At 46.9% G+C, this 22,625-nt stretch carries 16 protein-coding genes; 9 read left to right on the forward strand and 7 right to left on the reverse strand.

Going from position 1 to position 22,625, the window contains the following annotated elements; all coding sequences use genetic code 11:
- Nucleotides 1–30 precede the first annotated feature (30 nt).
- On the forward strand, nt 31–2,124 hold the full coding sequence (locus HYN48_RS05545; RefSeq protein WP_108370177.1) for a peptidylprolyl isomerase: 2,094 nt from the start codon (nt 31–33) through the stop codon (nt 2,122–2,124).
- 264 nt (nt 2,125–2,388) lie between these two features.
- On the opposite strand, the gene HYN48_RS05550 is transcribed toward HYN48_RS05545, so the two are convergent.
- The gene (locus HYN48_RS05550; RefSeq protein ID WP_245945992.1) at nt 2,389–3,300 is read right to left on the reverse strand and encodes a GYDIA family GHMP kinase; all 912 of its coding nucleotides are present in this window, start codon (nt 3,298–3,300) and stop codon (nt 2,389–2,391) included.
- The gene (locus tag HYN48_RS05555; RefSeq protein ID WP_108373400.1) at nt 3,301–4,620 is read right to left on the reverse strand and encodes a hydroxymethylglutaryl-CoA reductase, degradative; all 1,320 of its coding nucleotides are present in this window, start codon (nt 4,618–4,620) and stop codon (nt 3,301–3,303) included.
- A gap of 189 nt (nt 4,621–4,809) precedes the next feature.
- Between HYN48_RS05555 and HYN48_RS05560 the strand changes: the two genes are divergently transcribed.
- The 6 genes from HYN48_RS05560 to HYN48_RS05585 all read left to right on the forward strand — a co-directional run bounded on the left by HYN48_RS05560 (nt 4,810) and on the right by HYN48_RS05585 (nt 13,607).
- Entirely contained in the window at nt 4,810–5,886 is a 1,077-nt protein-coding gene (locus tag HYN48_RS05560; protein WP_108370178.1) for a PA0069 family radical SAM protein, read from the forward strand.
- A 106-nt stretch (nt 5,887–5,992) separates the two neighbouring features.
- Entirely contained in the window at nt 5,993–8,161 is a 2,169-nt protein-coding gene (locus HYN48_RS05565) for a S9 family peptidase (protein ID WP_108370179.1), read from the forward strand.
- Between the two features lie 26 nt (nt 8,162–8,187).
- Nucleotides 8,188–9,864 carry a peptide MFS transporter gene (locus HYN48_RS05570; protein ID WP_108370180.1) on the forward strand — a complete coding sequence of 559 codons (1,677 nt, stop codon included), beginning with the start codon at nt 8,188–8,190 and terminating at the stop codon, nt 9,862–9,864.
- Between the two features lie 10 nt (nt 9,865–9,874).
- Nucleotides 9,875–11,533 carry a peptide MFS transporter gene (locus HYN48_RS05575; protein ID WP_108373402.1) on the forward strand — a complete coding sequence of 553 codons (1,659 nt, stop codon included), beginning with the start codon at nt 9,875–9,877 and terminating at the stop codon, nt 11,531–11,533.
- Nucleotides 11,533–13,050, forward strand: a complete 1,518-nt coding sequence (locus HYN48_RS05580; RefSeq protein ID WP_108370181.1) for a peptide MFS transporter — start codon at nt 11,533–11,535, stop codon at nt 13,048–13,050. The genes HYN48_RS05575 and HYN48_RS05580 overlap by 1 nt, the downstream gene beginning before the upstream one ends.
- 98 nt (nt 13,051–13,148) lie before the next feature.
- A complete protein-coding gene (locus HYN48_RS05585) occupies nt 13,149–13,607 on the forward strand; it encodes a thioredoxin family protein (protein ID WP_108373404.1) in 459 nt (152 codons plus the stop codon).
- A 2-nt stretch (nt 13,608–13,609) separates the two neighbouring features.
- Here the strand turns inward: HYN48_RS05585 and HYN48_RS05590 are convergent, their stop codons facing one another.
- The 5 genes from HYN48_RS05590 to surE form a co-directional block, all read right to left on the reverse strand.
- Nucleotides 13,610–15,640 carry a ComEC/Rec2 family competence protein gene (locus tag HYN48_RS05590; RefSeq protein WP_108370182.1) on the reverse strand — a complete coding sequence of 677 codons (2,031 nt, stop codon included), beginning with the start codon at nt 15,638–15,640 and terminating at the stop codon, nt 13,610–13,612.
- A 234-nt stretch (nt 15,641–15,874) separates the two neighbouring features.
- Complete coding sequence (locus tag HYN48_RS15275; RefSeq protein WP_181248537.1) at nt 15,875–16,549, reverse strand: C40 family peptidase; 675 nt, start codon at nt 16,547–16,549, stop codon at nt 15,875–15,877.
- Nucleotides 16,550–16,836: 287 nt separating this feature from the next.
- The gene (lpxB, locus tag HYN48_RS05600; protein WP_108370183.1) at nt 16,837–17,952 is read right to left on the reverse strand and encodes a lipid-A-disaccharide synthase; all 1,116 of its coding nucleotides are present in this window, start codon (nt 17,950–17,952) and stop codon (nt 16,837–16,839) included.
- Nucleotides 17,953–18,222 (reverse strand): hypothetical protein, encoded by a 270-nt coding sequence (locus tag HYN48_RS05605; RefSeq protein WP_108370184.1) that lies wholly within the window; start codon nt 18,220–18,222, stop codon nt 17,953–17,955.
- The gene (gene surE / locus HYN48_RS05610; RefSeq protein ID WP_108373409.1) at nt 18,215–18,985 is read right to left on the reverse strand and encodes a 5'/3'-nucleotidase SurE; all 771 of its coding nucleotides are present in this window, start codon (nt 18,983–18,985) and stop codon (nt 18,215–18,217) included. The genes HYN48_RS05605 and surE overlap by 8 nt, the downstream gene beginning before the upstream one ends.
- A 242-nt stretch (nt 18,986–19,227) precedes the next feature.
- Between surE and HYN48_RS05615 the strand changes: the two genes are divergently transcribed.
- Together HYN48_RS05615 and HYN48_RS05620 are read left to right on the forward strand one after the other, a co-directional pair.
- Nucleotides 19,228–21,459 (forward strand): carboxy terminal-processing peptidase, encoded by a 2,232-nt coding sequence (locus HYN48_RS05615; protein ID WP_108370185.1) that lies wholly within the window; start codon nt 19,228–19,230, stop codon nt 21,457–21,459.
- A gap of 9 nt (nt 21,460–21,468) precedes the next feature.
- Nucleotides 21,469–22,575, forward strand: a complete 1,107-nt coding sequence (locus tag HYN48_RS05620) for an ABC transporter permease (protein WP_108370186.1) — start codon at nt 21,469–21,471, stop codon at nt 22,573–22,575.
- Nucleotides 22,576–22,625 lie beyond the last annotated feature (50 nt).

Consider the following 22,625-nt stretch of genomic DNA (forward strand, 5'->3'; position numbering starts at 1 on the left):
AAACTGAATTAAAAAAATAACAGAACAGAAATGGCAGTTTTATCAAAAATCAGGCAACGTTCGATATTGTTGATCGCAGTGATCGGCTTTTGCCTCTTTGCATTTATAATCGGGGATCTTGTACAAAGCAACCTGTTTTCAAGGAGCGCCAACAACATTGGTAGCGTAAACGGACATGACCTCCCTATGGATGAATTTAAGACCAAGGTTGAAAATGTCACCAAAAGTTCACAGGGCGCTACACAGGCCCAGGCGGTAAATTACGTTTGGGAATATGAAGTGAACAACGCTTTACTTGATGCCGAATTTGAAAAGCTCGGTCTGCAGGTGGGTGATGACCAGATCATTGACATCCTGAAACAGAATCCGCAAATTGGACAAAATCCAATGTTTATGGGGCCTTCAGGTACTTTTGATATTGCTAAGTTCGACGCTGTTGCGGCCAACGGACCTGAGGCTAAAAATTTCGTTGCAGAATCTAAAAAGGACGCTGCCGAAAATGCCAAAAAACAAATTTACAACACTTTGCTAAGGGCCGGCGCTTACACTACCGCACTTGAAGGCAAGATGAAATACAAGATGGAGGCCGACAAGGTGAGCTTTGATTATGTGTCGGTATTGTTCTCAACGATTAAGGACAGCGACGTAAAAGTATCCGATGATGAGATTATCGCCTACATGAGGAAAGATGAAAAGCGATACAAGTCGGAAGAGAACCGTGAACTCGACTACGTGATTTTTGAAGACAAAGCCTCCAAAGCTGATGAAGATGCGATCAAGTCGAAAATGGATGCGTTTATGGCACCGAGGGTGGAATACGTCAACGGAAAGAACGATACCATTCCTAGTTTTGCCAACGCTACGGATATCACTGAATACGTAAATTCAAATTCGGATACGCCGTACGACTCTTCTTATGTAGCTAAAAAGGATCTGCCTGCGCAATTTGCCGAGCAATTGTACAATCTTCCGGTAGGAAAGGTTTTCGGTCCGTACATCTACAACAACGGCTACTGGCTGTCAAAGTCTATGGGTCGTGAAGCGGGCGCAAACGTAAAGGCAAGCCACATCCTTTTGGCTTACAAAGGCGCAATGCGTGCAGCTCCGACGGTAACAAGGTCTAAAGAAGAAGCTTTGGCGAAAGCCAATGAAATATTAGCTGAAGCCAATGCAAAGCCTGAAATGTTTTTCATGCTGGCGATGCAGAATTCAGATGATTCCTCAAAACAACAGGGAGGTGATTTGGGTTATTTCTCGAAGGGAGCCAACAGCCTGACAAAGAAATTCGCCGATTATATTTTTACGAACCCTATCGGTAAAGTAGGTTTGGTAGAGACAGAGTTCGGATACCATATCATTAAAGTAACTGACAAGCAGGACGGTGTACGTCTGGCGACCATTTCCAAAAAGATCGAACCGTCAGCTGAAACCGTGAATTCGGTTTACAATAAAGCAGTGAAATTCCAGATGGATGCCAAAGACAAGTCGTTTGATCAGGTGGCCAAAGCCGCTAAGCTGACGATCAACCCATCAGTGAAAGTCAGGGCTATGGACGAGAATCTTGGCACTATTACAAACCAAAGGCAGATTGTGAAATGGGCCTTCAATAAGGACACCAAGGTCGGCAGCGTTGAACGTTTCGAAGTAGCCAATACCGGACACGTTATCGTCAGGCTGAAGAAAATTAACGAAGAAGGCTTGCTTCCTTTGGATGAGGCCAGGCCGATGATTGAGTTGAAATTGAAGAACCAAAAGAAAATAGCCTTAATCAAGTCGAAAATGAAAGGTGGGTCACTTGAAGCGATTGCAGCCGCAAATGCGACTAAAGTACAGACTGTTGCTGACCGTACACTTGAAACCGCAAGTCTTGAAGGCGTAGGGTTAGAGCAAAGGGTCGTAGCTACAGCGATGGTGACACCGGCAAGCAAAATGTCTGCCCCGATTGAAGGCATGTCAGGCGTGTATGTCGTGAAAACAACCGCCTACACTAAGGCACCAGCGCTTCCATCTTACAAGGACTACGTAGCGAAACTGAAAATGAATAATGGAAATACGATGCAACGCATTTCCGCTTCATTGAAAAAAGACGCCGAGATTGACGACAACAGGAGCTTATTTTACTAAGCGAAAAGCAATAGATATGAAAGCCGGTTTTATGCCGGCTTTTTTATTGGAAACAGGTTCGCTTTTTTGCTTTGCCGGCGACGTGATTTAAAAAAGGATGAATTTCAATGACAATATTTTTCCTTAAAAAACACGCAACACCTTGAGGGAATTGGTCGTCCTTTGTTTGTGCAAAACCGGCCGTTTTTCCAATACGGAAAATCCATAGAAGTCGTAAAAGCTATTTCGGATGGTAGTGACGATTCGGGTGGTTTTCGCTATGGCTTAGAGCACCATATCCAGGTACGGAATAACCGTGGTGTAGCCTTTTCCTGCAAAATACGTTTTGGGATCCTCCGATGAGATCGCGAGGACAAAATCTCCACCCCAGGCCCCGAGGCTTTTCACAGTGCCATTAAAATCCGGGAATAAGAGATGCTTTACGGGTGTCATATCAAGCACATCACCCATCGTCGCTTCGTGTTTCTCGAGTAATTCCGCGAAGTCTGACAAAGTATTGGCGTGCAGTATTGCCTCGGTAATACCATCAATAACCGAAACCTGCCTGTCAATACCCTCACGGTGCTTGTAATACGAAGCAATGGCAGTCCTGCTGTTCTGCTTTTTATTAAGGTAAACGAAATACAGTTGCGATGCGAATGCCGGCCGGAATGCGGCTGTCTCCACAACGGGGTCCCCATTTTCAAGTCGATACAGCAATGGGAAATCGTTTTGCGCGCAGGCGATGTCATAACCACTGCCGCCAAAACTGTTTTTGAGCAGCGTGTAAGCATCGATGTCCAGCCATTGGGCGATGTTGTTGATCAGTGTCGAGGAAGTGCCCAATCCCCAGTGTTTTGGGAACGTCAGGTGTGTCGTGACGCTGTAGCCGTCCGAATTGTCAATCAAAGACCGGTTCAGGAGATAAGCTTCACGCAGCATCGTAACGAGGGTATGCCTGACGGAATCCTGTTTTTCTCTGTCATTTTCATCGCGAATATCGCTGAAATCAATCGTGTCCTCGAACCAGACCGAATGGTCAGCGTCGTAACTTTTCCAATGTATTTTTTTATCCGATGCTGGGTTGACAACGAGATCCTGTCCGAATTTTGTAGGCAACGCCAAAGCCCGCGCGCCGTCAAGCACGAGGTATTCGCCTGTGAGCATCAACTTCCCGTTGCTGTAAAAACGCTGCAACTAATTCGACTTTAGATGGTTGATGAAATCGACTACCGCGGAATGCGACACGGCATGCTGCTGAAAATGCGTAGCGATCAGTTCCCTTTCTTCGGCCGAAACCTCAAACTGGTTGATGATATTATTCAGGTGCATTTTCATGTGTCCCTGCTGGATTCCTGTGGTGGTCAGCGAACGCAGCGCCGCAAAGTTCTGTGCGAGGCCCACCGCCGCCGTAATCTGCATCAGCTCCTGTGCTGAGGGGTTCCCAAGCAGTCCGTGGCAGAATTTCACCAATGGGTGCAGGGTGGTCAGTCCCCCCACGGTTCCCAGTGCCAAAGGCAATTCAAGCGAAAAGTAAAAAATCCCGTCTTCGATACGTGCCTCGGAAAGGCTGGTGTAACTTCCCTTTCTTGCGGCATAAGCATGGACACCCGCTTCGATGGCGCGGAAATCGTTTCCGGTGGCGACCACGACCGAATCTACCCCGTTCATGATGCCCTTATTGTGCGTCACCGCGCGGAAAGGTTCGACTGCCGCAATGCGGACAGCCTGCACGAAATTTTCCGCAAATAGTTCGGGGTTTTCAATATTTTTTTCGCGCAGGTCGGCCACCGCGCAGGACACTTCGGCCCTGACAATACAATGGGGCACATAATTGGACAGGATGCTCATCACGACCTTCAGCTCTTTTTCCGTTTCCGAAAAGCCATCGTATTGAAGGGCATTTGTCTTTAGCGTTAATGCAAACTGTTCCAGGCAGGAGTTGATAAAGTTGGCACCCATCGAATCTTTAGTCTCAAATGTCGCATGCAGCTGGTAGTAATCGGGCATCAGCTGGGTCTTGTCGCGAAGTTCAATGTCGAGTATGCCGCCGCCGCGCTGCTGCATGTTTTTGGTGATGCTTTGCGTTTCGGTAAAAAAATCAGGTTTCACTTTGTCGAAAAAAGCCTGAAGCTTATCCTTGTCGCCCGTATATAAAAAATGAACCTGCCCGATTTTCTCTGTACCGATGACCGTCGTCCTGAAACCACCACGCGACGCCCAGAATTTGGCCGCCTTGGCCGCTGCTGCGACAACCGAGCTCTCCTCAGTCGCCATGGGGACGGTGTGGTATCGGCCATTGATCAGGAAATTCGGCGCGATGCCGAGTGGGAGGTAGAAGTTCGAAATCGTGTTTTCAATGAATTCATCGTGAAGCTGTTGGAGTTTTTCGTCGGAGTTCCAGTAGGATTTCACCAAGGCTTCTGCCGCATCAGCATCTTTAAAATAATTTCTGGCAATCAGCCTGATTTTTTCTGCTTTGGATAATTTGGAAAATCCTGAAATGGCCTCGTTCATCGGAATCGAATTGAATTGGAGGCAAAGATAAGTTTTCACACAGAAAAATGGAAGGCTATTCTTGCTTATCCCAAATATCGGCTTAAAACTGACCGAAAACCGCCACACCAATTTTATCAACAACGCGGTATTTTTAACATCCCGGATTTTTGTGCCACGTTCCTTCCGTGTACTTTTAGTAAAAAAGCCATGCACGAGGAAAACGGGTATATTAAGGGAAGAGGTGCACAAAAAAATGTGGACAACCGTTTTTTTGCGGCATCTTATGAGATGCGCGACGATTTCCTGAATTACTGTGAGGCAGAAGGCGACAGGGCCGACGACAACCGCACCCATTACCTTGAAGTATTCCCGAAAACGATTGTAAACAAGGTCGAAAGCCGCGATGTAGGCATGGAATTCTCAATGAATGCGTATCAGGGTTGCGAACACGGCTGCATTTATTGTTATGCGCGCAACAGTCATGAGTATTGGGGCTATAGCGCCGGACTGGACTTTGAGCGGAAGATTCTCGTAAAAAAGAATGCGCCCTTATTGCTGGAGGAGAAGCTCCGGAGCAAAAACTGGAAAGCGCACCCCATCGTCATGTCCGGCAATACCGATTGCTACCAGCCTGCAGAAAAGCGTTTCCAGATCACACGGCAGTGCCTGGAAGTGTTCTTAAAATACAGGCATCCGGTAGCGATCATCACCAAAAACGCGCTGATTTCACGTGATATGGATATCGTGTCGGCATTGGCGAAGGAAAATCTTATCGGAGTAAATGTGTCCATCACTTCGATGAACGAAAAGACAAGACAATTGCTGGAACCGCGCACGGCGACAATCGCAAAGCGGTTAGAGACCGTAAAAAGGCTTGCGGAACATGGCGTTCCGGTAAATGTGATGCTCGCACCGATTATCCCGGGGATCAACAGCCACGAGATCCTGCCTTTGGCAAAGGCTGCCGCTGATGCCGGTGCGCTGTCGATTGCGCATACCGTCGTCAGGCTCAATGGTGCCATCGGAGAAATCTTTACCGATTGGATCCAGAAGGCGATGCCTGACCGCGCCGAGAAAGTGCTTAACCAGATCAGGGCCTGTCATAACGGGGCTTTACACGACAGCCGTTGGGGTGAACGCATGCGTGGTGAGGGTGAATTCGCCGAAATGATGCGCTCGCAGATGGCTATGGCACGTCGCAGGTTCTTTGCCGGGAAACAGTTTCCTGAACTCAACACGGCTTTGTATGAGCAATATAAAGGCGGGCAGCTCAGCCTGTTTTAGCAATACGACGATTTGGATTTTTCCGGAAATTGCATTTAACAGAAAAAAATGCCGTTTATTGTAAATTTTTCACTAAAATTGACGGTTTTTATATTCAGTTAAGCCAATGAAAATATACAGGATTATCGTGTTGCTGGTTTTCACAGCCATTTCGGTTTCAGCCCAGCAGAAAATCACCATTGATGAAATTTACATGGGCGCGTTCAGGCCCAAAGGGATGGACGAACTGCAATCCCTTAAGAACACCAACCAATATACTGTCTTGAATGCGTCCCGTGCTACGCGTAGCATGCAGGTCGATTTGTACGATTTTGCCACACTCGAAAAAGTCAGCACCCTGGTCGACAGCAGGGACTTTGAGGAACTTGCCGACGGGATAGACAGCTACACCTTTAGCAATGATGAGAAAATGCTCCTCATCGCAAACCGTTCCAACCCGATTTTCAGGCATTCCTTCACCGCAGATTTTTTCATCTACGACATAGCCTCCAAAAAACTCACGAAAATGGCCGAGCAGGTGCAGGAGCCTGTATTTTCGCCAGATGGCAAGAAAGTCGCTTTTGCAAAAGAAAACAACCTGTATCAGTACGACCTGGCTTCGGCCAAGACTACGCAACTGACTTTCGATGGCAGGAAAAACGCCATCATCAATGGCATTACGGACTGGGTTTACGAAGAGGAATTTGCGTTCGTACGCGCCTTTGACTGGAGTGCCGATGGCAGCAAAATCGCTTACATCCGATTTGATGAAAGCCAGGTGCCGGAATTCTCGATGAATCGCTACGGACAGGAATTGTACCCTACTGTTGAAACTTTCAAATATCCGAAAGCGGGCGAAAAGAATTCTGACGTGTCGCTGCATTTGATTGATTTAAAAACATCCGCGGACAGCGAAGTGAAACTTGGCAATTACTCGGATTTTTATATCCCGAGGATCAAATGGACCAATGAGGCAAACCTGCTCAGCGTGCAGGTCATCAACCGCCACCAGGACAATCTCGACCTGATTTTCGTGGATGGCACCACAGGCAAACCAACCGTGATACTCAACGAAAAGGATAAAGCGTATATCGACATTACGGACAACCTGACTTTCCTCAAGGACAACAGCTTCATCTGGACAAGTGAGAAGGACGGTTTTAACCACATTTACCTGTATAGCAAAAGCGGGAAACTCATCAACCAGCTCACCAAAGGCAACTGGGAAGTTACTGCCTATTACGGCCTGGACGAAAAAACAAAAACCGTATTCTTCCAGTCTACCGAGAACGGCTCAATCAACCGCGATGTGTACAGGATCGGGCTTGATGGTAAAAACAAAAAACGGTTGTCGTCAATGACGGGTACCAATGCCGCTACTTTCAGTCCGAATTTCCGGTTTTTCATCAATTCATTTTCCAGCGCCACTGTGCCGCCAACCTATACGCTGAATGATTCAAAAACCGGCGCATCGATCAAAACAATTGTCAGCAACGAAAGCCTGTCAGACAAACTGAAAAAGTATGACCTGCCATTAAAGGAATTCTTCATGCTGAAGACAGCGAAGGGCAATGAACTCAATGCCTGGATCATAAAGCCAAAAGACTTTGATGCGACTAAGAAATATCCCGTTTTCATGTACCAATATTCAGGACCGGGTTCGCAGCAGGTTAACAATGAGTGGCACGCCAATGACGATTACTGGTTCATGATGCTTACGCAGATGGGGTATGTGGTGGCCTGTGTTGATGGGCGTGGTACGGGTTTCCGTGGGGCTGATTTTAAGAAAGTTACACAAAAGCAACTCGGGAAGTATGAGGTAGAAGACCAGATTGACGCCGCGAAAGTCATCGGTAACTATGCCTATGTGGATAAAGACAGGATTGGGATTTTCGGCTGGTCGTATGGCGGATTCATGTCGTCAAACTGCATCCTGAAAGGCAGTGACGTGTTCAAGATGGCGATCGCTGTCGCACCGGTAACGAGCTGGAGATTCTATGACAGTATCTACACAGAACGGTACATGCAGACACCTCAGGAAAACGCCGCAGGTTATGATGACAATTCCCCGCTGACGTTTGCCAAAAAACTCAAAGGCAAATTCCTGCTGATCCACGGCTCAGGCGACGACAACGTGCATGTGCAGAACTCCATGCGCATGATTGACGCGCTTGTCAATGCCAACAAACAGTTTGACTGGGCAATTTATCCCGATAAGAACCACGGAATTTACGGCGGTTATACCCGCATCCAGTTGTACAATAAGATGACGAATTTTATCAAGGAAAATTTATAATTTAACCACCAAAATAAATAGAGAATATGAGTGAAACAGCAGTAAAGACAGGCCATCCAAAGGGACTTTGGGTATTGTTCGGCACAGAGATGTGGGAAAGGTTCAACTTTTATGGGATGCGGGCCATCCTGACCTTGTTCCTTGTAAATTCGCTGATGATGAAAGAGGAGGATGCTTCCCTGATTTATGGCGGATTTTTAGGGCTTTGCTACCTCACGCCGATGCTCGGTGGATTTATTGCGGACCGGTTCTTCGGCAACAGGAATTGTATTCTTCTTGGTGGATTGATGATGGCAATCGGACAATTGCTGCTTTTCGGAAGTGCGAGCGTTTTCGGGAGCAATATCGGATTGGCCAATACGTTGATGTGGGTTGCACTGGGAATCATCATTTTCGGAAACGGTTTCTTTAAGCCGAACATTTCGAGTATGGTAGGCAGCCTGTATCCAAAGCAGGAGAAAAGCAAATTAGATACTGCATTCACCATATTTTATATGGGAATCAATCTCGGGGCATTTCTGGGACAATTGATTTGCCCTATCATCGGGGACGTGAAAGATGTCAACGGCATTCGCGACATCCATGCTTTCAAATGGGGATTTTTAGCGGCCTCAATTGCGATGCTGATCGGAACGGCCGTTTTTTACATGCTGAAAAACAAATATGTGGTCACTCCCGAAGGCAGGCCGCTCGGAGGTTTGCCTTCGAAGAATGAAGCATCAGATTTTGAAGAAGGGGAATCTCAAAAAGCGGTATTTTCTACAACGGCCCTGGTTGTCGCCATGTTAGCGTTTTTGGGCCTTGGTGCGCTGATTCACTTTGTCTTCGACCAAAACCTGATTTACACGCTTATTTATTCGAGTGGATTGACCCTGGCGGGATTGATCATCTCAGACACTTCGTTGACCAAAGTTGAAAGAGACCGTATTTTTGTTATCTACATCGTGGCTTTTTTCGTGATATTCTTTTGGGCTGCTTTCGAACAGGCCGGGTCGTCCCTGACTTTTATTGCAGACAATCAGACTGACCGGAATTTCTTCGGCTGGAATATGCCGCCTTCGATGGTCCAGATCTTCAACGGGCTTTTTGTCGTTGCTTTCGCTGTCCCTTTCAGTATGTTATGGGATTATCTCAGAAGTAAGGGAAGGGAACCTATCTCTCCTATGAAACAGTCTTTCGGACTAGCGTTGATTGCCGTGAGTTATTTTATCATCGCACACAACGTAAAAGATTTGGGCAACGACGGCCTTCTTGCGATTAAATGGCTGATCCTTTTATATCTCATCCAGACCTGCGCCGAGCTTTGCCTTTCACCTATTGGTTTGTCACTGGTCGGAAAATTGTCGCCAAAGAGATTTTCGTCACTGCTCTACGGTGTATTCTTTCTATCCAATGCGTCAGGATATGCCCTCGCAGGTACTTTAGGATCAATCTTACCGTCTACAGGCGATAAGTTCAACAAAGCTAAGGAACTCGGAATCAACCTGCAGGATGTGCTCGACAAGAAAATCACGCTGACTCCGGAACAGGCAAAACTCCTGGCTGACAACCAGATCAGCGACCACAATCCTGTTTTTGCAGGTTTTGAAATTCACAACCTCTTTGAGTTTTTTATGGTATTTGTAGCCTTGACCGGTCTGGCCGCGGTGATTTTATTTTTGCTTACCCCATTTCTCAAAAAGATGATGCACGGCGTACGTTAACCGAATGTCTATGTGGAAAAGCCATCCTAAAGCCTTACCGTACTTATTTTTATCCGAAATGTGGGAACGTTTCGGATATTATTTAATGATCGGGATATTCACGCTGTATCTTAAAGATGTAGAGGCGGGCTTTTCGATGACTGAAAAAGAGGCGTCCGATTTGTATGGGACTTTCATCGCTTTGGTGTTCCTGACGCCATTTATAGGCGGGTTGGTGGCCGACCGTTACCTGGGTTACAAGAAATCGATTGTCATCGGTGGGCTCATGATGGGTGCTGGGTATTTTATGATGGGTATCCACTCACTGGAGATGCTTTACGTGGCCATGACGCTGGTGATTGTCGGGAACGGTTTTTTCAAGCCTAATATCTCCACATTACTCGGTAATTTCTACAACGAAGAAAAGTATAAGGATAAAAAAGACGAAGGCTACAACATTTTCTACATGGGAATCAATGTCGGGGCTTTCATCTGCAACTTCTTTGGCGCCGCGCTTAAAATCCTTTTCGGATGGCAGTACGCTTTCATGGCGGCCGGCGTCGGGATGTTTATCGGTGTTGTGGTTTTCCTGCTCGGAAGCCGTCATTATGGCGACAAGACTGAAAAGAAAGGTGTGCAGCAAGGCGACATGCCTTTTTACAAGATCGTGCTTTTTATCCTGTTGCCATCGGTTGTTTTCGGTATCATCGGATGGTTGCTCAAGGGCGTGCAATCAGAAGCCAATCCTGATTCCTCGTGGTTTGGTTCAGACAGCACCGATGCTTTTATTTTCGCCTGTATCCCCGTCGTCTTGTTTTATGCGAGTTTGTATTTTAAGGCAAAGTCAGAAGACAAGCGACCTATCGGCGCATTGCTGGCCATCTTCGGTGTCGTGATTTTGTTCTGGGCGGTCTTTAAATTGAATGGTTCTGCCCTCAACAACTGGGGCGACAAATATACCGACAGGGAAATGACAGGAAGTGCGCAGCAGGTGGCGTCGCGGCTTGTCCTTACCGATACGCTGATTTATAAAAAAGACTCTGTCCCGCTGTACGACGAGGTTTTCCGGATCCAGAAAAAGGATGGGAACGTCATCAAAACAGTTGATTACCCGCTGTATTTCCGCAACGTCCATAAAGACAAAATGCCCGAAGAAGGCAGCAAGGTGTTCACATGGTCGGCAAACCTGAGCCAGTCGATCAATCCGGGATGGGTCATCATGCTCACGCCGTTGGTAGTCGCATTTTTCACCTTTCTGCGGAATCGGAAAAGAGAGCCTTCTACCCCGACTAAAATCGCATTCGGACTGCTGATTTCGGCCTTGTCGGTCTTGGTCATGGTGGCTGCGGTCAAGGCCGGGAACAACGGCGCTGAGAAAGTCAGCGTCTGGTGGCTCGTTGCGAATTACGGCATCATCACGATCGGAGAGTTGTTCCTGAGTCCGATGGGGCTTTCCATCGTTTCGAAACTGAGTCCGACAAATATCACCTCGCTCATGATGGGCGGCTGGTTCTTATCCACTTCGATAGGAAACAAACTAAGCGGCGTATTGGCTAGTATGTGGGACAGCTACGAAGACAAAAGCCACTTCTTCTGGGTGAACTTTGCGCTGCTGATGTTCGCCACGCTGTTGATGTTTGTGCTTTTAAAGCAATTAAATAAAGTAATGACCGAAAAAGGAATTAAATAATGGAACAGGTACCCGTATCAGATTTAGAACAAATCCAGAATTTTAAAGGCAAATACCCGAAACAACTGTGGTATTTGTTCTTCAGTGAAATGTGGGAGCGCTTTTGCTTCTATGGTATGCGGGGGATGCTTACGTTTTTCATGGTCGATCAACTTTTTATGAACGAGCGGGTTGCTAACCTGCAGTACGGCGCTACCCAAGCATTTGTTTACGCTTTTACATTTATAGGGGGATTGTTCGCCGATAAGATCCTGGGTTATCGCAAATCGTTGTTCTGGGGCGGATTGCTGATGATTGTAGGAAGCCTGATCCTGGCTGCGGATCCTAAAAATTTCTTTTTTTTAGGAATCAGTTTTACCATCATTGGTACCGGATTTTTTAAACCGAATATCTCCACAATGGTCGGGTCACTTTATAAAGAAGGCGACCCGAGGACAGATGCCGGTTTTTCGTTATTTTATGCGGGAATCAACGTAGGTGCGCTGATTGGAGGATATTTGTGTATTGCAATCGGGAAAGGTGAAATGATGAGCAGCGTTGTTCCGGCGAACCTAACCTGGAATGTGGCTTTCGGACTTGCAGCAATTGTCATGGTCATTAGTTTACTGACATTTACACAAACTCAGAAAAGTCTGGGCAGTATAGGGATTTCACCGATATTACATCTACCAAAATCAAAGAAAAGGGTATACGAAGTGCTGACTTATGCAGGATCACTGATCATAATCCCGATTATCATGATGATGGTGTCTAAGACCGAGTATACTGATTACTTCATGTTCATTATCGGACCATGTACCATCCTGTACCTCTTATACGAGATGCGTCACTTTTCGGTAAAGGAAAACAAGAAACTTTGCGCTGCGCTGATTTTTATCGTGTTTTCAATTTTCTTCTGGGCCTTTTTTGAGCAAAGTGGCGGTTCGTTAAGCCTGTTTGCAGCAAATAATCTGGACAATACCGTGTTGGGCTTAAAGCTTGATCCAAATGGTGTCAATAATGCCGCAAACTCATTTTTCGTAATCATTTTCGCAGCGTTGGTGGGCATTGTGTGGTTGTGGATGGCCAAGCGAAAAATCGAGCCTAATACTGTAGTGAAATTTGGCCTGGGCTTCCTGTTTCTTGCGGCGGGATTCTGGATTTTTTATTACACCAAATTCTTTGCCGATGCAAATGGCATGACTTCACTTGATTTATTTACCTTCGGCTGGTTTGTAATCACGTTCGGGGAACTTTGTCTTTCGCCAATCGGGATGTCGATTATGACTAAGCTGTCTCCACAGAAGTTGCAGGCGGTTATGATGGGTATGTGGTTTCTGGCCAGCGCTTATGGTCAGTATTTTGCCGGGTTACTAGGTGCAAATATTGCCGAAGCTTCTGAAGATGCATCCAATGCACAGAAACTTATCGTATATGCAGATGGTTATCAGCAACTCGCGCTCTATGCCCTTATTGCCGGAGTGGTGATGATTGCCATTTCGCCTTTAGTCAAAAAATTAATGCAGGGTGTTAAGTAAGCTGGAAGGAAAAGATTATTTTTGGGTACTTTGAAAACGGCATGATAATACAGCCCTTCAGATAAGATATAATGTATAACAAGATTAAAAAACTGAATATGAAAAAAATGGCGATTCTCGCAATGCTGGTTTTATTTACCGTCACTGCAAAAGCACAGGATTTGAAATGGTACACCGACGTTAAGGAAGCTTCCGAAGTGTCGATGAAGAGCAAAAAGCCACTGATGTTTTTCTTCACCGGAAGTGACTGGTGCGGATGGTGTATGCGGCTGCAGAAGGAAGTATTCCAGACGGCAGATTTTACCAAATGGGCGAATGACAATGTAGTCCTGGTTGAACTGGATTTCCCGAAAAGGAAGCAGCTTTCCGCCGACCTGACCAAGCAGAATAACGAGCTGGCACAGATGTTCGCAATCCGTGGCTATCCTACCGTTTGGATGGTCACTCCAACCAAGCCTAATGACCAGATTTCATTTGAGAGACTCGGAAGTACAGGGTACGTTGCCGGTGGTCCAAAGGCGTGGATTCAGGAAGCCAACAACATCCTGAAAAAGTAAGGTTATTGCAACTGATAATATCCCTTTTCAGCAATCGCATGGAAAGGGATTTTTTGCTTTTGGCAACTTGCTTTCCAGTGTTCTGTATAGAATTTGAAATTAGACGCGTCTGCAACCACCTGCCGCGGCTTCATCTCATTGAGCATTCTCTCGAAGTTGATTTTCGGTGATTGTGTTACCAGCACAATGTCAGGCCTGATGCCTTTCGGATAAATACCGCAACTGTCGGCAATAAAAATAGATCTGCGTTTAAAATACATCACGTTGCGCATCTGTTTTACTGCAACAATCTTGCTGAAATTTGCCACGCGGTAAGCGGTGAGATTTGGATCCTGAAGTACTTTTGTGCGCACACCGTCTTCGCAATACACCCTGATGCCATGGCCGTGCTTTTCGGTAATCAGGCTGCTGTTCTTCATCCGGAACACAACGAAGGTTTCGGCAGTGTCGTTTTTCCAACGATTGTAAATCAATGTGCCCTGGAAAAACAGGAGACAGCAGATTGCCCATACGATCTTCCTGTAAGTGGGTTTCATCAGCCAAAGGAACAGTACAATCACCGTTACATAAAGTACAATGAGCATGGCGGCGTTCAACGGGATATCCCTCACGACGAATTGGTCAAACGATGCTATTTTCCTGATTGTTAAGTTGAGCCATCCAATCAGAACATCCAGCGAAGTAGACAAAAAGCCAGGAACCGCATCGAAAAACGCTAGTGCCATCACCAACACGCCGTAGGCCATAATGATTCCCAAAGCAGGCAAAATAACCAGGTTGGTTACGAAAAACAATCCGGGGAACTGGTGGAAATAGTAGACGCTTAACGGGAACGCACCGATTTGTGCGGCGGCCGAAACGGTGATGATGTCCCAGAAGTATTTCGCTGCTTTGGTCTTCGGCGTCCAGAACCGCGATAAAAAAGGCTGCAGCCACAGGATGAAGAATAACGAGACGTAACTGAGCTGGAATCCGACGTCAAATAAGAATGATGGCGAGACCATAAGGATCAGCAATAGTGAGACCAGGACGGTGTGGAATATGTAAGTTTCGCGTTTCAGGTACAGACCCACGGCGACAAACGAAAACATCGTCGCCGATCGCACAATTGAAGGTGCCAGTCCTGCAATGAATGAAAAGCCCCAGAGCGAAACCAGCACGGCGAACAGCCGGATGATATTTCCGGATTTGCTTTTAGGCACACGCAACAACATGAAATTCACGAAAAGCATGATGTAGCCCACATGCAAACCGGACACGGAAAGGATGTGGATGGCGCCGGCGTACTGGTAATCCTGAATCGTTTCTTTGGAAATGTCCTGCTGCTGGCCCAGTATTAATGCGGTAATCACAGCGAGGTTGTCTTTATTGAAATGCCTTTTTTCCAGATTGCTGATGATCCTGTTCCGGAATGCGGCTGCGTAATAGGACAAGTTCTTGAGCGTGTCCACCGCAGTCACGTTTGCGCTGTCGGCATACATCTGCGCAAAAATGGACTTCTGTGAAAGATATTTGCCGTAGTCGAACTGCTCCGGATTCTGAGGCGGCCTGTGTCTTTGGATTTGTCCGGATACCAAAAGCGTCGCGCCGGTAATGATACGCCCGGCATTTTTGGCCCTTTTGAGATTCAGCAGGATCAGGCCGGTGCAGGGTTTGGTATCGATGTGTTCGACCGTCGCCACGTATCGGTCATTGATACTATTGCTCTTCAGCACCTCTTTTATTGTCAGCTTGCAGCTATGGCGGGCGTCATTCGCTGAAAGTTGCCTGCTGTAGTGGTTTTCCGTTGCGTAGTGCTGCGCAGTATAGGCAAATAGGCCGGACAAAAACGAGAAGCAATAGATGCAGATACCGAAAATCACCCTTTGCGCGGCATGTTTCACTGAATACACAAATGCGAGTGCGCACAACACGAAACACAGCAACAGGATAAAGGCTACATCTTTAAGGGGAGGACTAAAGCGATGCCCGAAAATAATACCGGAGACAAAGAAAACGGTAATCCGCGCCAACGGGAATTGCAGCGCTTTCATGTGATTATATTATTGGTAAGGGAAGGAGCCCCTAAACTCCTTCCGCTTGACCAGGATAATATAAAACCTAAGAATAAGGCCGGTTCCTTGGAGGTAATAATTAATTGTTGACTACGTGGCATATAGTAAAATTTACACCGGCCTTATGGTTTCATGGTGTAAAACTAGCCACATCGGCAACTGCAGAAGTGTGGAAAATCCGTAATAAATGTTAAAGTTTAAGAAACGCGAAGCCTACAGCGTTCCAGTCACGCGATTGGCCTGAGCGAAAGTCCTTTGATAATAAGGCTCTTTGGTAGAAGAAATGATTACGCCGCTTTGCGTGGAAGAGTGTATGAATTTGATTTCATCATCGTTGACCTCAGTCACCATGCCTACATGGTTGATCACGCTTCTTCCATTGGTCCTGAAGAAAATGAGATCGCCAACCCTGATGTCCTTGCGGTCGAGTTTCTGGCCGACTTTAGACATGTCGTTGGAGCTCCTGGGCAACTTGATGTCAAAGATGTTAAACACCGCTGTCACCATCCCCGAACAATCCATTCCTGCAGTTGTTGTCCCGCCTCCATGGTAACGGACACCCATAAAAGTCATCGCATTGTAAACCATCTGTGTGCCCAGATAATTATCATACGACTCGATGATGATGTCATTGTCATTGGTATCATTGATAAGCGCTGCCTTTTTAGATTTCGAAACCGTTCTGGACTCTTTGGTGTCCCGCGCTTTCGCATCGGTATACGCTATGAGTTTTGGTTTTTCAGGAGCGGCAACTATTTTTCTGTCTGAAGGCTTCTGGTAAACCCCTTTTTTTAAGGCTTCTTTCTTCGAAGTGATAATCTGGGCGTGGCCCGTTGAAAACAGCAATAAAAGCGTCAGGATGGATAAAGTCTTCTTTGTTAAGGACATATTTTATTTTTTATTTTTCATTATAAAAGCAATACCGCTTTCACGATTTAGATTTATAAATAAAATTCGGGTGTGAATTTTGTGAAATCCGGCGAATCCGGAAAAGGATAACGCCCTGGGCTAAAGCTTTAGTATGATGCCCGCGACAAATATATCAAAATTTCGTAGAAAAGTTGTGTTTTAACACTTTAAATTTGTGTAAAACTTTCCGCCAGGGTGATTTTTCCGGCGCGTCAGGATGATAGTGGATTGAAAATGAAACGGTTATTTCAAGGCAGTTTTCCGGATCAGTTTTTGAGGTAATTAACAATCAGCTTCGCGGTTTTCCCGCTTGCGCCTTCGCCTCCAAGACGTTTTTCGAGAAGATCGTATTGTTCCAGCAGGGCGGTGCGGTGCGACGGCGTAAGGAGTTTCTGCAGCTCCTTTTTGAGGTTTTTCCGATTCAACCGGTCCTGGATCAGCTCGGTGACCACTTCCTTGTCCATGATCAGGTTGACGAGCGAAATGTATTTGAGCGTGATGATCCTTTTGGCAATCTGATAGGAAATCCATCCCCCTTTATAACACACCACCTCAGGGACCTTAAACAGCGCGGTCTCCAGCGTAGCCGTGCCGGAAGTTACCAGGGCGGCGTGCGCATGTGTCAGCAAATCGTAGGTTTTATTCGAAACGAACCTGACGTTTGCGTGCTGCAGGAACGGTTCGTAAAACGAAAAATCCTGGCTTGGTGCACCTGCAATCACAAACTGATAGTCCGGAAAGTCATTGGCAATGCTCAGCATCACTGACAGCATTTTGGTAATTTCCTGCTTCCTGCTCCCAGGGAGTACCGCAACAATCGGCGCATCGTCAAGTTGGTTTTCAGAAATAAAATCGGCGTAACTTATTTTTTTGCGGTTGTGTATGGCATCAATCAGCGGATGCCCTACAAATTCGACAGGGAAATGATGCTTCTGCTCGTAGAAATCTTTTTCGAAAGGCAGGATTACAAAAAGCTTATCCACATCGCGACGGATGTCCCTGATGCGGTTTTCCTTCCAGGCCCATATTTGCGGCGAGATATAATAAAAGGTCCTGAATCCGAGTGGTTTTGCCCATTTGGCAATCCTCATGTTGAATCCCGGATAATCGATAAAAATAATCACGTCAGGCCGGAACGCAGAAATGTCTTCCTTGCAGCGCCTGATGTTTTCAAAAATAGTGCGCAGGTTGGCCACGACTTCGGCAAAGCCCATAAAAGCGAGCTCCCGGTAATGTTTGACCAATGTCCCGCCAACAGCCTGCATCAGGTCGCCGCCCCAGAAACGGATGTCGGCGCCGGGATCTTCCCTGTAAAGTGCCTTCATCAGGTTGGATCCGTGGAGGTCTCCTGAAGCTTCGCCGGCAATGATGTAATATTTCATCTATAAAAATATTGTAGCAATGGCCAGGATCATGGTGGCCATAATGACGCCCCAGGCCATATCCTTTTTGCTTTTCAACAATAAAAAAAACACCCCGATGTTTGGCACTGCCCCGATCGTAATGATCTTACCCAGTTGGCCGGTGGCTTTCGTCGCGGCGATCCCGTCACTGATCCCATATTCCGTAAAGCCCACAATAAACAGGCAGCTTCCGAGCAATGCCGTGGCCAGTCCGATAACAATTCCTAAGAATACATGCAGTTTATTCATTGATTTTCCATGAGTTAAGTTCCTGTATCGCATGGTGCGCGGTCATATCATAATGTACGGGTACAACTGAGATGTAGCCGTTGGCGAGTGCCCATTCATCAGTGTCTTCCCCTTCGTCCTGGTTCACGAACTCGCCGGTAAGCCAGTAGTAGTCCTTGCCGTTCGGATTGGTGCGTTTGTCGAATTTCTCCATCCACATGGCTTTTGCCTGGCGGCAGATTTTGATGCCTTTGATATCCGCTTCCGGTAATTTCGGTATGTTTACGTTTAAGATGGTGCCGTTTGACAGGCTGCGTTCCAGCACATGCGCTGCGATGTTGCGGATAAATTTCCGCGATTGGCTGAAATCTGCATTCCAGTCGAAATCCGCAAGTGAAAATCCTATCGCGGGTATGCCTTCGATGCCGGCTTCTACCGCGGCACTCATCGTCCCGGAATAAATGACGTTGATTGATGAATTCGATCCGTGATTGATCCCCGAAACGCACAAATCAGGCTTCTGATGCAGGATTTCATTCACGGCCAGTTTCACACAATCCACCGGCGTGCCCGAGCAGCTGTACTCGTTGTCATTTTCGCCTGACACGCGGTTCAGGTACAGTGTACTATTGATCGTAATGGCATGGCCCATGGCGCTTTGGGGCTTGTCCGGCGCAACGACGACCACGTCGCCAAGTTCCTTCATGATGTCAATCAACATCCGGATACCCGGCGCGAAAATGCCATCATCATTGGTTACTAAAATCAGGGGTTTTGCTGTCATGATATTTTGGGCAGCCATTTCCCGCTTTCGCCTTTATCTTTGCTCATGCTTCGCAAAGGATACCGGCTCTATCGGGGCTGCAGCTCCTGCTACGGTTAAAATTTTTTGTCCTCTTGACGAGATAAATCGTCGCTAAAATAAGCATTTTTGAGCGGAACTTCCTATTTTAGCATGTTTAACAAAAAATTATGTGACACGCCAAATCATTGGTATGGTTTTTATGTAATTTAGGCACGAAATTGATGAATGCAATTATGAATTTTATGAGAAGAAATTATAAGGTATTGCTGGTTGTCGCAGCGTTGTCTGTGGCATTATGGAGTTTTATCCCGAGAGGGAATAAGAACGACCCTGAGAAGGATAAGCTGCTGTTGGAACTGTTGGCTTTCGTCATCAATAAAGGGCATTATGCGCCCAAGGACATCGACGATAACTTTTCCAAAATTGTGTATAAGGACTACCTTACTGCGCTCGATCCTTCCAAAAGGTTTTTCCTGCAGTCGGACATCGACGAGTTTTCAAAATATGAGACATTGGTTGATGATGCGATCAGGAACAAGGACCTCACATTTTTTGACCTCACTTACAACCGTTTGATGCAGCGTATGGAGGAAAGCAAGGCATACTACAAGGACATCCTTGCCAAGCCTTTCGATTACAATGTCGATGAAAGTTTCAATATCGATTACGATAAGATGCCTTACGCCAAATCAACCGCTGAGCTCAAGGAAAAATGGCGCAAGCAGATTAAGCTTTCCACACTATCCTCGTTGTCTGACAGGCTTAAATTGCAGGAAGACAAGGCCAAAGGCATCAAGGAAGAACCTGTCGCCGATGAGGAATCGGACGATACGGAGCCTGCGCCTAAAACCACGGCTGCAGACGAGGCCCCCAAAACCTTCGAGCAGCTCGAGAAAGAGACCCGTGAGAATTCGCTGAAGTCGCTCAACGAGTATTTTGGGTTTATCAAAGACCTGAACCGTGAAGATTATTTTTCAGTCTTCGTGAATACCATCGCCGAAACTTTTGATCCGCACACGTCTTATTTCGCTCCTGAAGACAAGGACAAATTCGATATGAGTATCTCCGGAAAATTTGACGGGATCGGTGCCAGGCTGCAAAAGAAAAACGACTTTACCGAAATCACCGAACTGATTTCCGGCGGACCGGCATGGAGGGGAAAAGAACTCGAACCGGGTGATGTTGTGCTGAAAGTCGGACAGGGCAAGGAAGAGCCCGTGGATGTTGTCGGGATGCGTATTGACGATGTGGTCAAGAAAATCAAAGGCCCAAAAGGTACTGAGGTGCGTCTCACCGTTAAAAAAGTTGACGGTTCGATGAAAGTCATTTCCATTATCCGTGACGTGGTAGAGATCGAGGAGACGTATGCCAAATCCAGTATCGTCAAAAAAGACGGCAAGTTATACGGCGTGATTTACCTGCCTAAGTTTTATATCGATTTTGAAAATAAGGACAGTCGGGATGCGGCTAAAGACGTTGCGCTGGAAATTGACCGCCTCAAGAAGCAGGGCATCCAGGGACTGGTGTTCGACGTGCGTGACAATGGCGGCGGCTCACTGCGCACCGTGGTGGACATTGCCGGGCTGTTCATTGATCAGGGCCCGATCGTACAGGTAAAATCAACCGGCAAGAATAAGGAAGTGCTTCCTGATAATGACAGCAAAGTACAATGGGACGGGCCATTGGTGGTGATGGTAAATAATTTCTCCGCTTCAGCATCTGAAATCCTGGCTGCGGCGATCCAGGACTACAAACGCGGCGTCATCATCGGCAGCAAACAGTCTTATGGGAAAGGAACCGTGCAGAACGTCATCGACCTGAACCAGTTTGTGCGCAACAGTGCCACCGGCGACCTGGGCGCACTGAAAACCACCACGCAGAAATTTTACAGGATTAACGGTGGTTCTACGCAGCTTAAAGGCGTGGCCAGTGACGTGGAAATGCCGGACAAGTACACTTACATCGAAGTAGGTGAGCGCGACTCTGAAAACGCGATGCCATGGGATAAGATTGATCCGGCGAATTACAATGTCTGGGACAGGCAGCCGAATTTTGAAAAGGCGATTGCAAACAGCAAGAAACGGGTGGCGCAAAGCCAGCAATTCAGGCTGATTGACGAGAACGCGCAATGGCTCGGAAAGCGTAAAGATGAGAACGATTACAGCCTGAACATTGACAAGTTCAGGAAAGAGCAGGAAAATATCAAAGCAGAAAATAAAAAATACAAGGCGATCGGGGAGTACAAAACCAACCTGGAATTCACCTCGCTTCCGTACGAAACGGCACAGATGGAAAAAGATGAGGTGCTGAAAGAGAAGCGGAAAAGATGGCACGAAAGCCTGGCCAAGGATGCCTATGTAGAAGAAGCGCTCAACGTGCTGTCTGACCTGCAGGACAGTGGCAGCAAACCGACAGTCAATCTCAAGAAAAGGGAAAAGCTGGTGAAGTCATAACATTGTTGCATGAGCGGGAACCAGTCATTAACCAGTATAGCGCTCCGGAAATTCAGGAAGAATTTCTGGGGCGTTTTCAGTTTTGCATTTATCGTCCTGGTGATGCTGCTTGCCATTTTCGCGTATGTGCTGGCTCCTGACAATTCGCAGAACGCCAATCAGATGCATCTGTCAATTCATTCCCGGAAGCCCGGCTTCTCGGTGACGATGTTGTCGATTCCGTCGGGAGAAAAGGCCGAAAGTGCGATTTCGGGTTATGTTTCCGGTTTCCCAAGTATGGCCAATGAGATTCCCATCCGTCGCTATGAACTCAAAAACAATGAGATCGTCTACGAGGAATACAACGAGGATCCCTCAGTAAAAATCGTGAAATCGGTTCCGCTGAGCCAACTCGGAGGATACCCTGACATATACACTGCCGCGAAGGATGTCATCCGGAAGCAAAGCTTTATTTTAGGCACCGACAAATACGGAAGGGATGTCCTGAGCAGACTGCTGGTAGGGTCGCGGGTTTCACTGTCAATTGGGTTTGTGGCGGTGTTCATTTCTCTTGTTATAGGCATATTCTTCGGGGCAATCGGGGGGTATTTCGGTGGCAAAGCCGATGCTTTCGTAATGTGGCTCGTAAACATCATCTGGTCAATCCCGACATTGCTGCTGGTCATTGCCATCACGCTCGCTTTGGGAAAAGGTTTTTGGCAGGTATTCATTGCTGTAGGGCTCACAATGTGGGTTGAAGTCGCACGTGTGGTCCGTGGACAGGTCATCAGCATCAGGGAAATGCAATATGTTACCGCATCGCGCGCGTTGGGCTACGGCAATTTCAGGATTATTTTCAATCACATCCTGCCAAATATCATGGCGCCGGTCATCGTAATTTCTGCGGCCAATTTTGCGTCGGCGATTTTGGTTGAGAGCGGGCTGAGTTTCCTCGGACTGGGCGCACAACCGCCGGTGCCCAGCTGGGGGAGCATGATCAAGGACCACTACAGTTACATTATCCTGGGCAAGCCTTATCTGGCGATGGTGCCCGGAATCGCCATCATGCTGGTCACACTGGCCTTTATGATGACTGGAAACGCACTGCGCGACGCGCTGGATGTAAAATCTTCATAATCTTTTAGGGTTTTCTTGGGATTAAGTGTTATATTGGCTATAACCAAAGA

This window comes from Flavobacterium magnum, assembly GCF_003055625.1.
Classification (GTDB): Bacteria; Bacteroidota; Bacteroidia; order Flavobacteriales; family Flavobacteriaceae; genus Flavobacterium; species Flavobacterium magnum.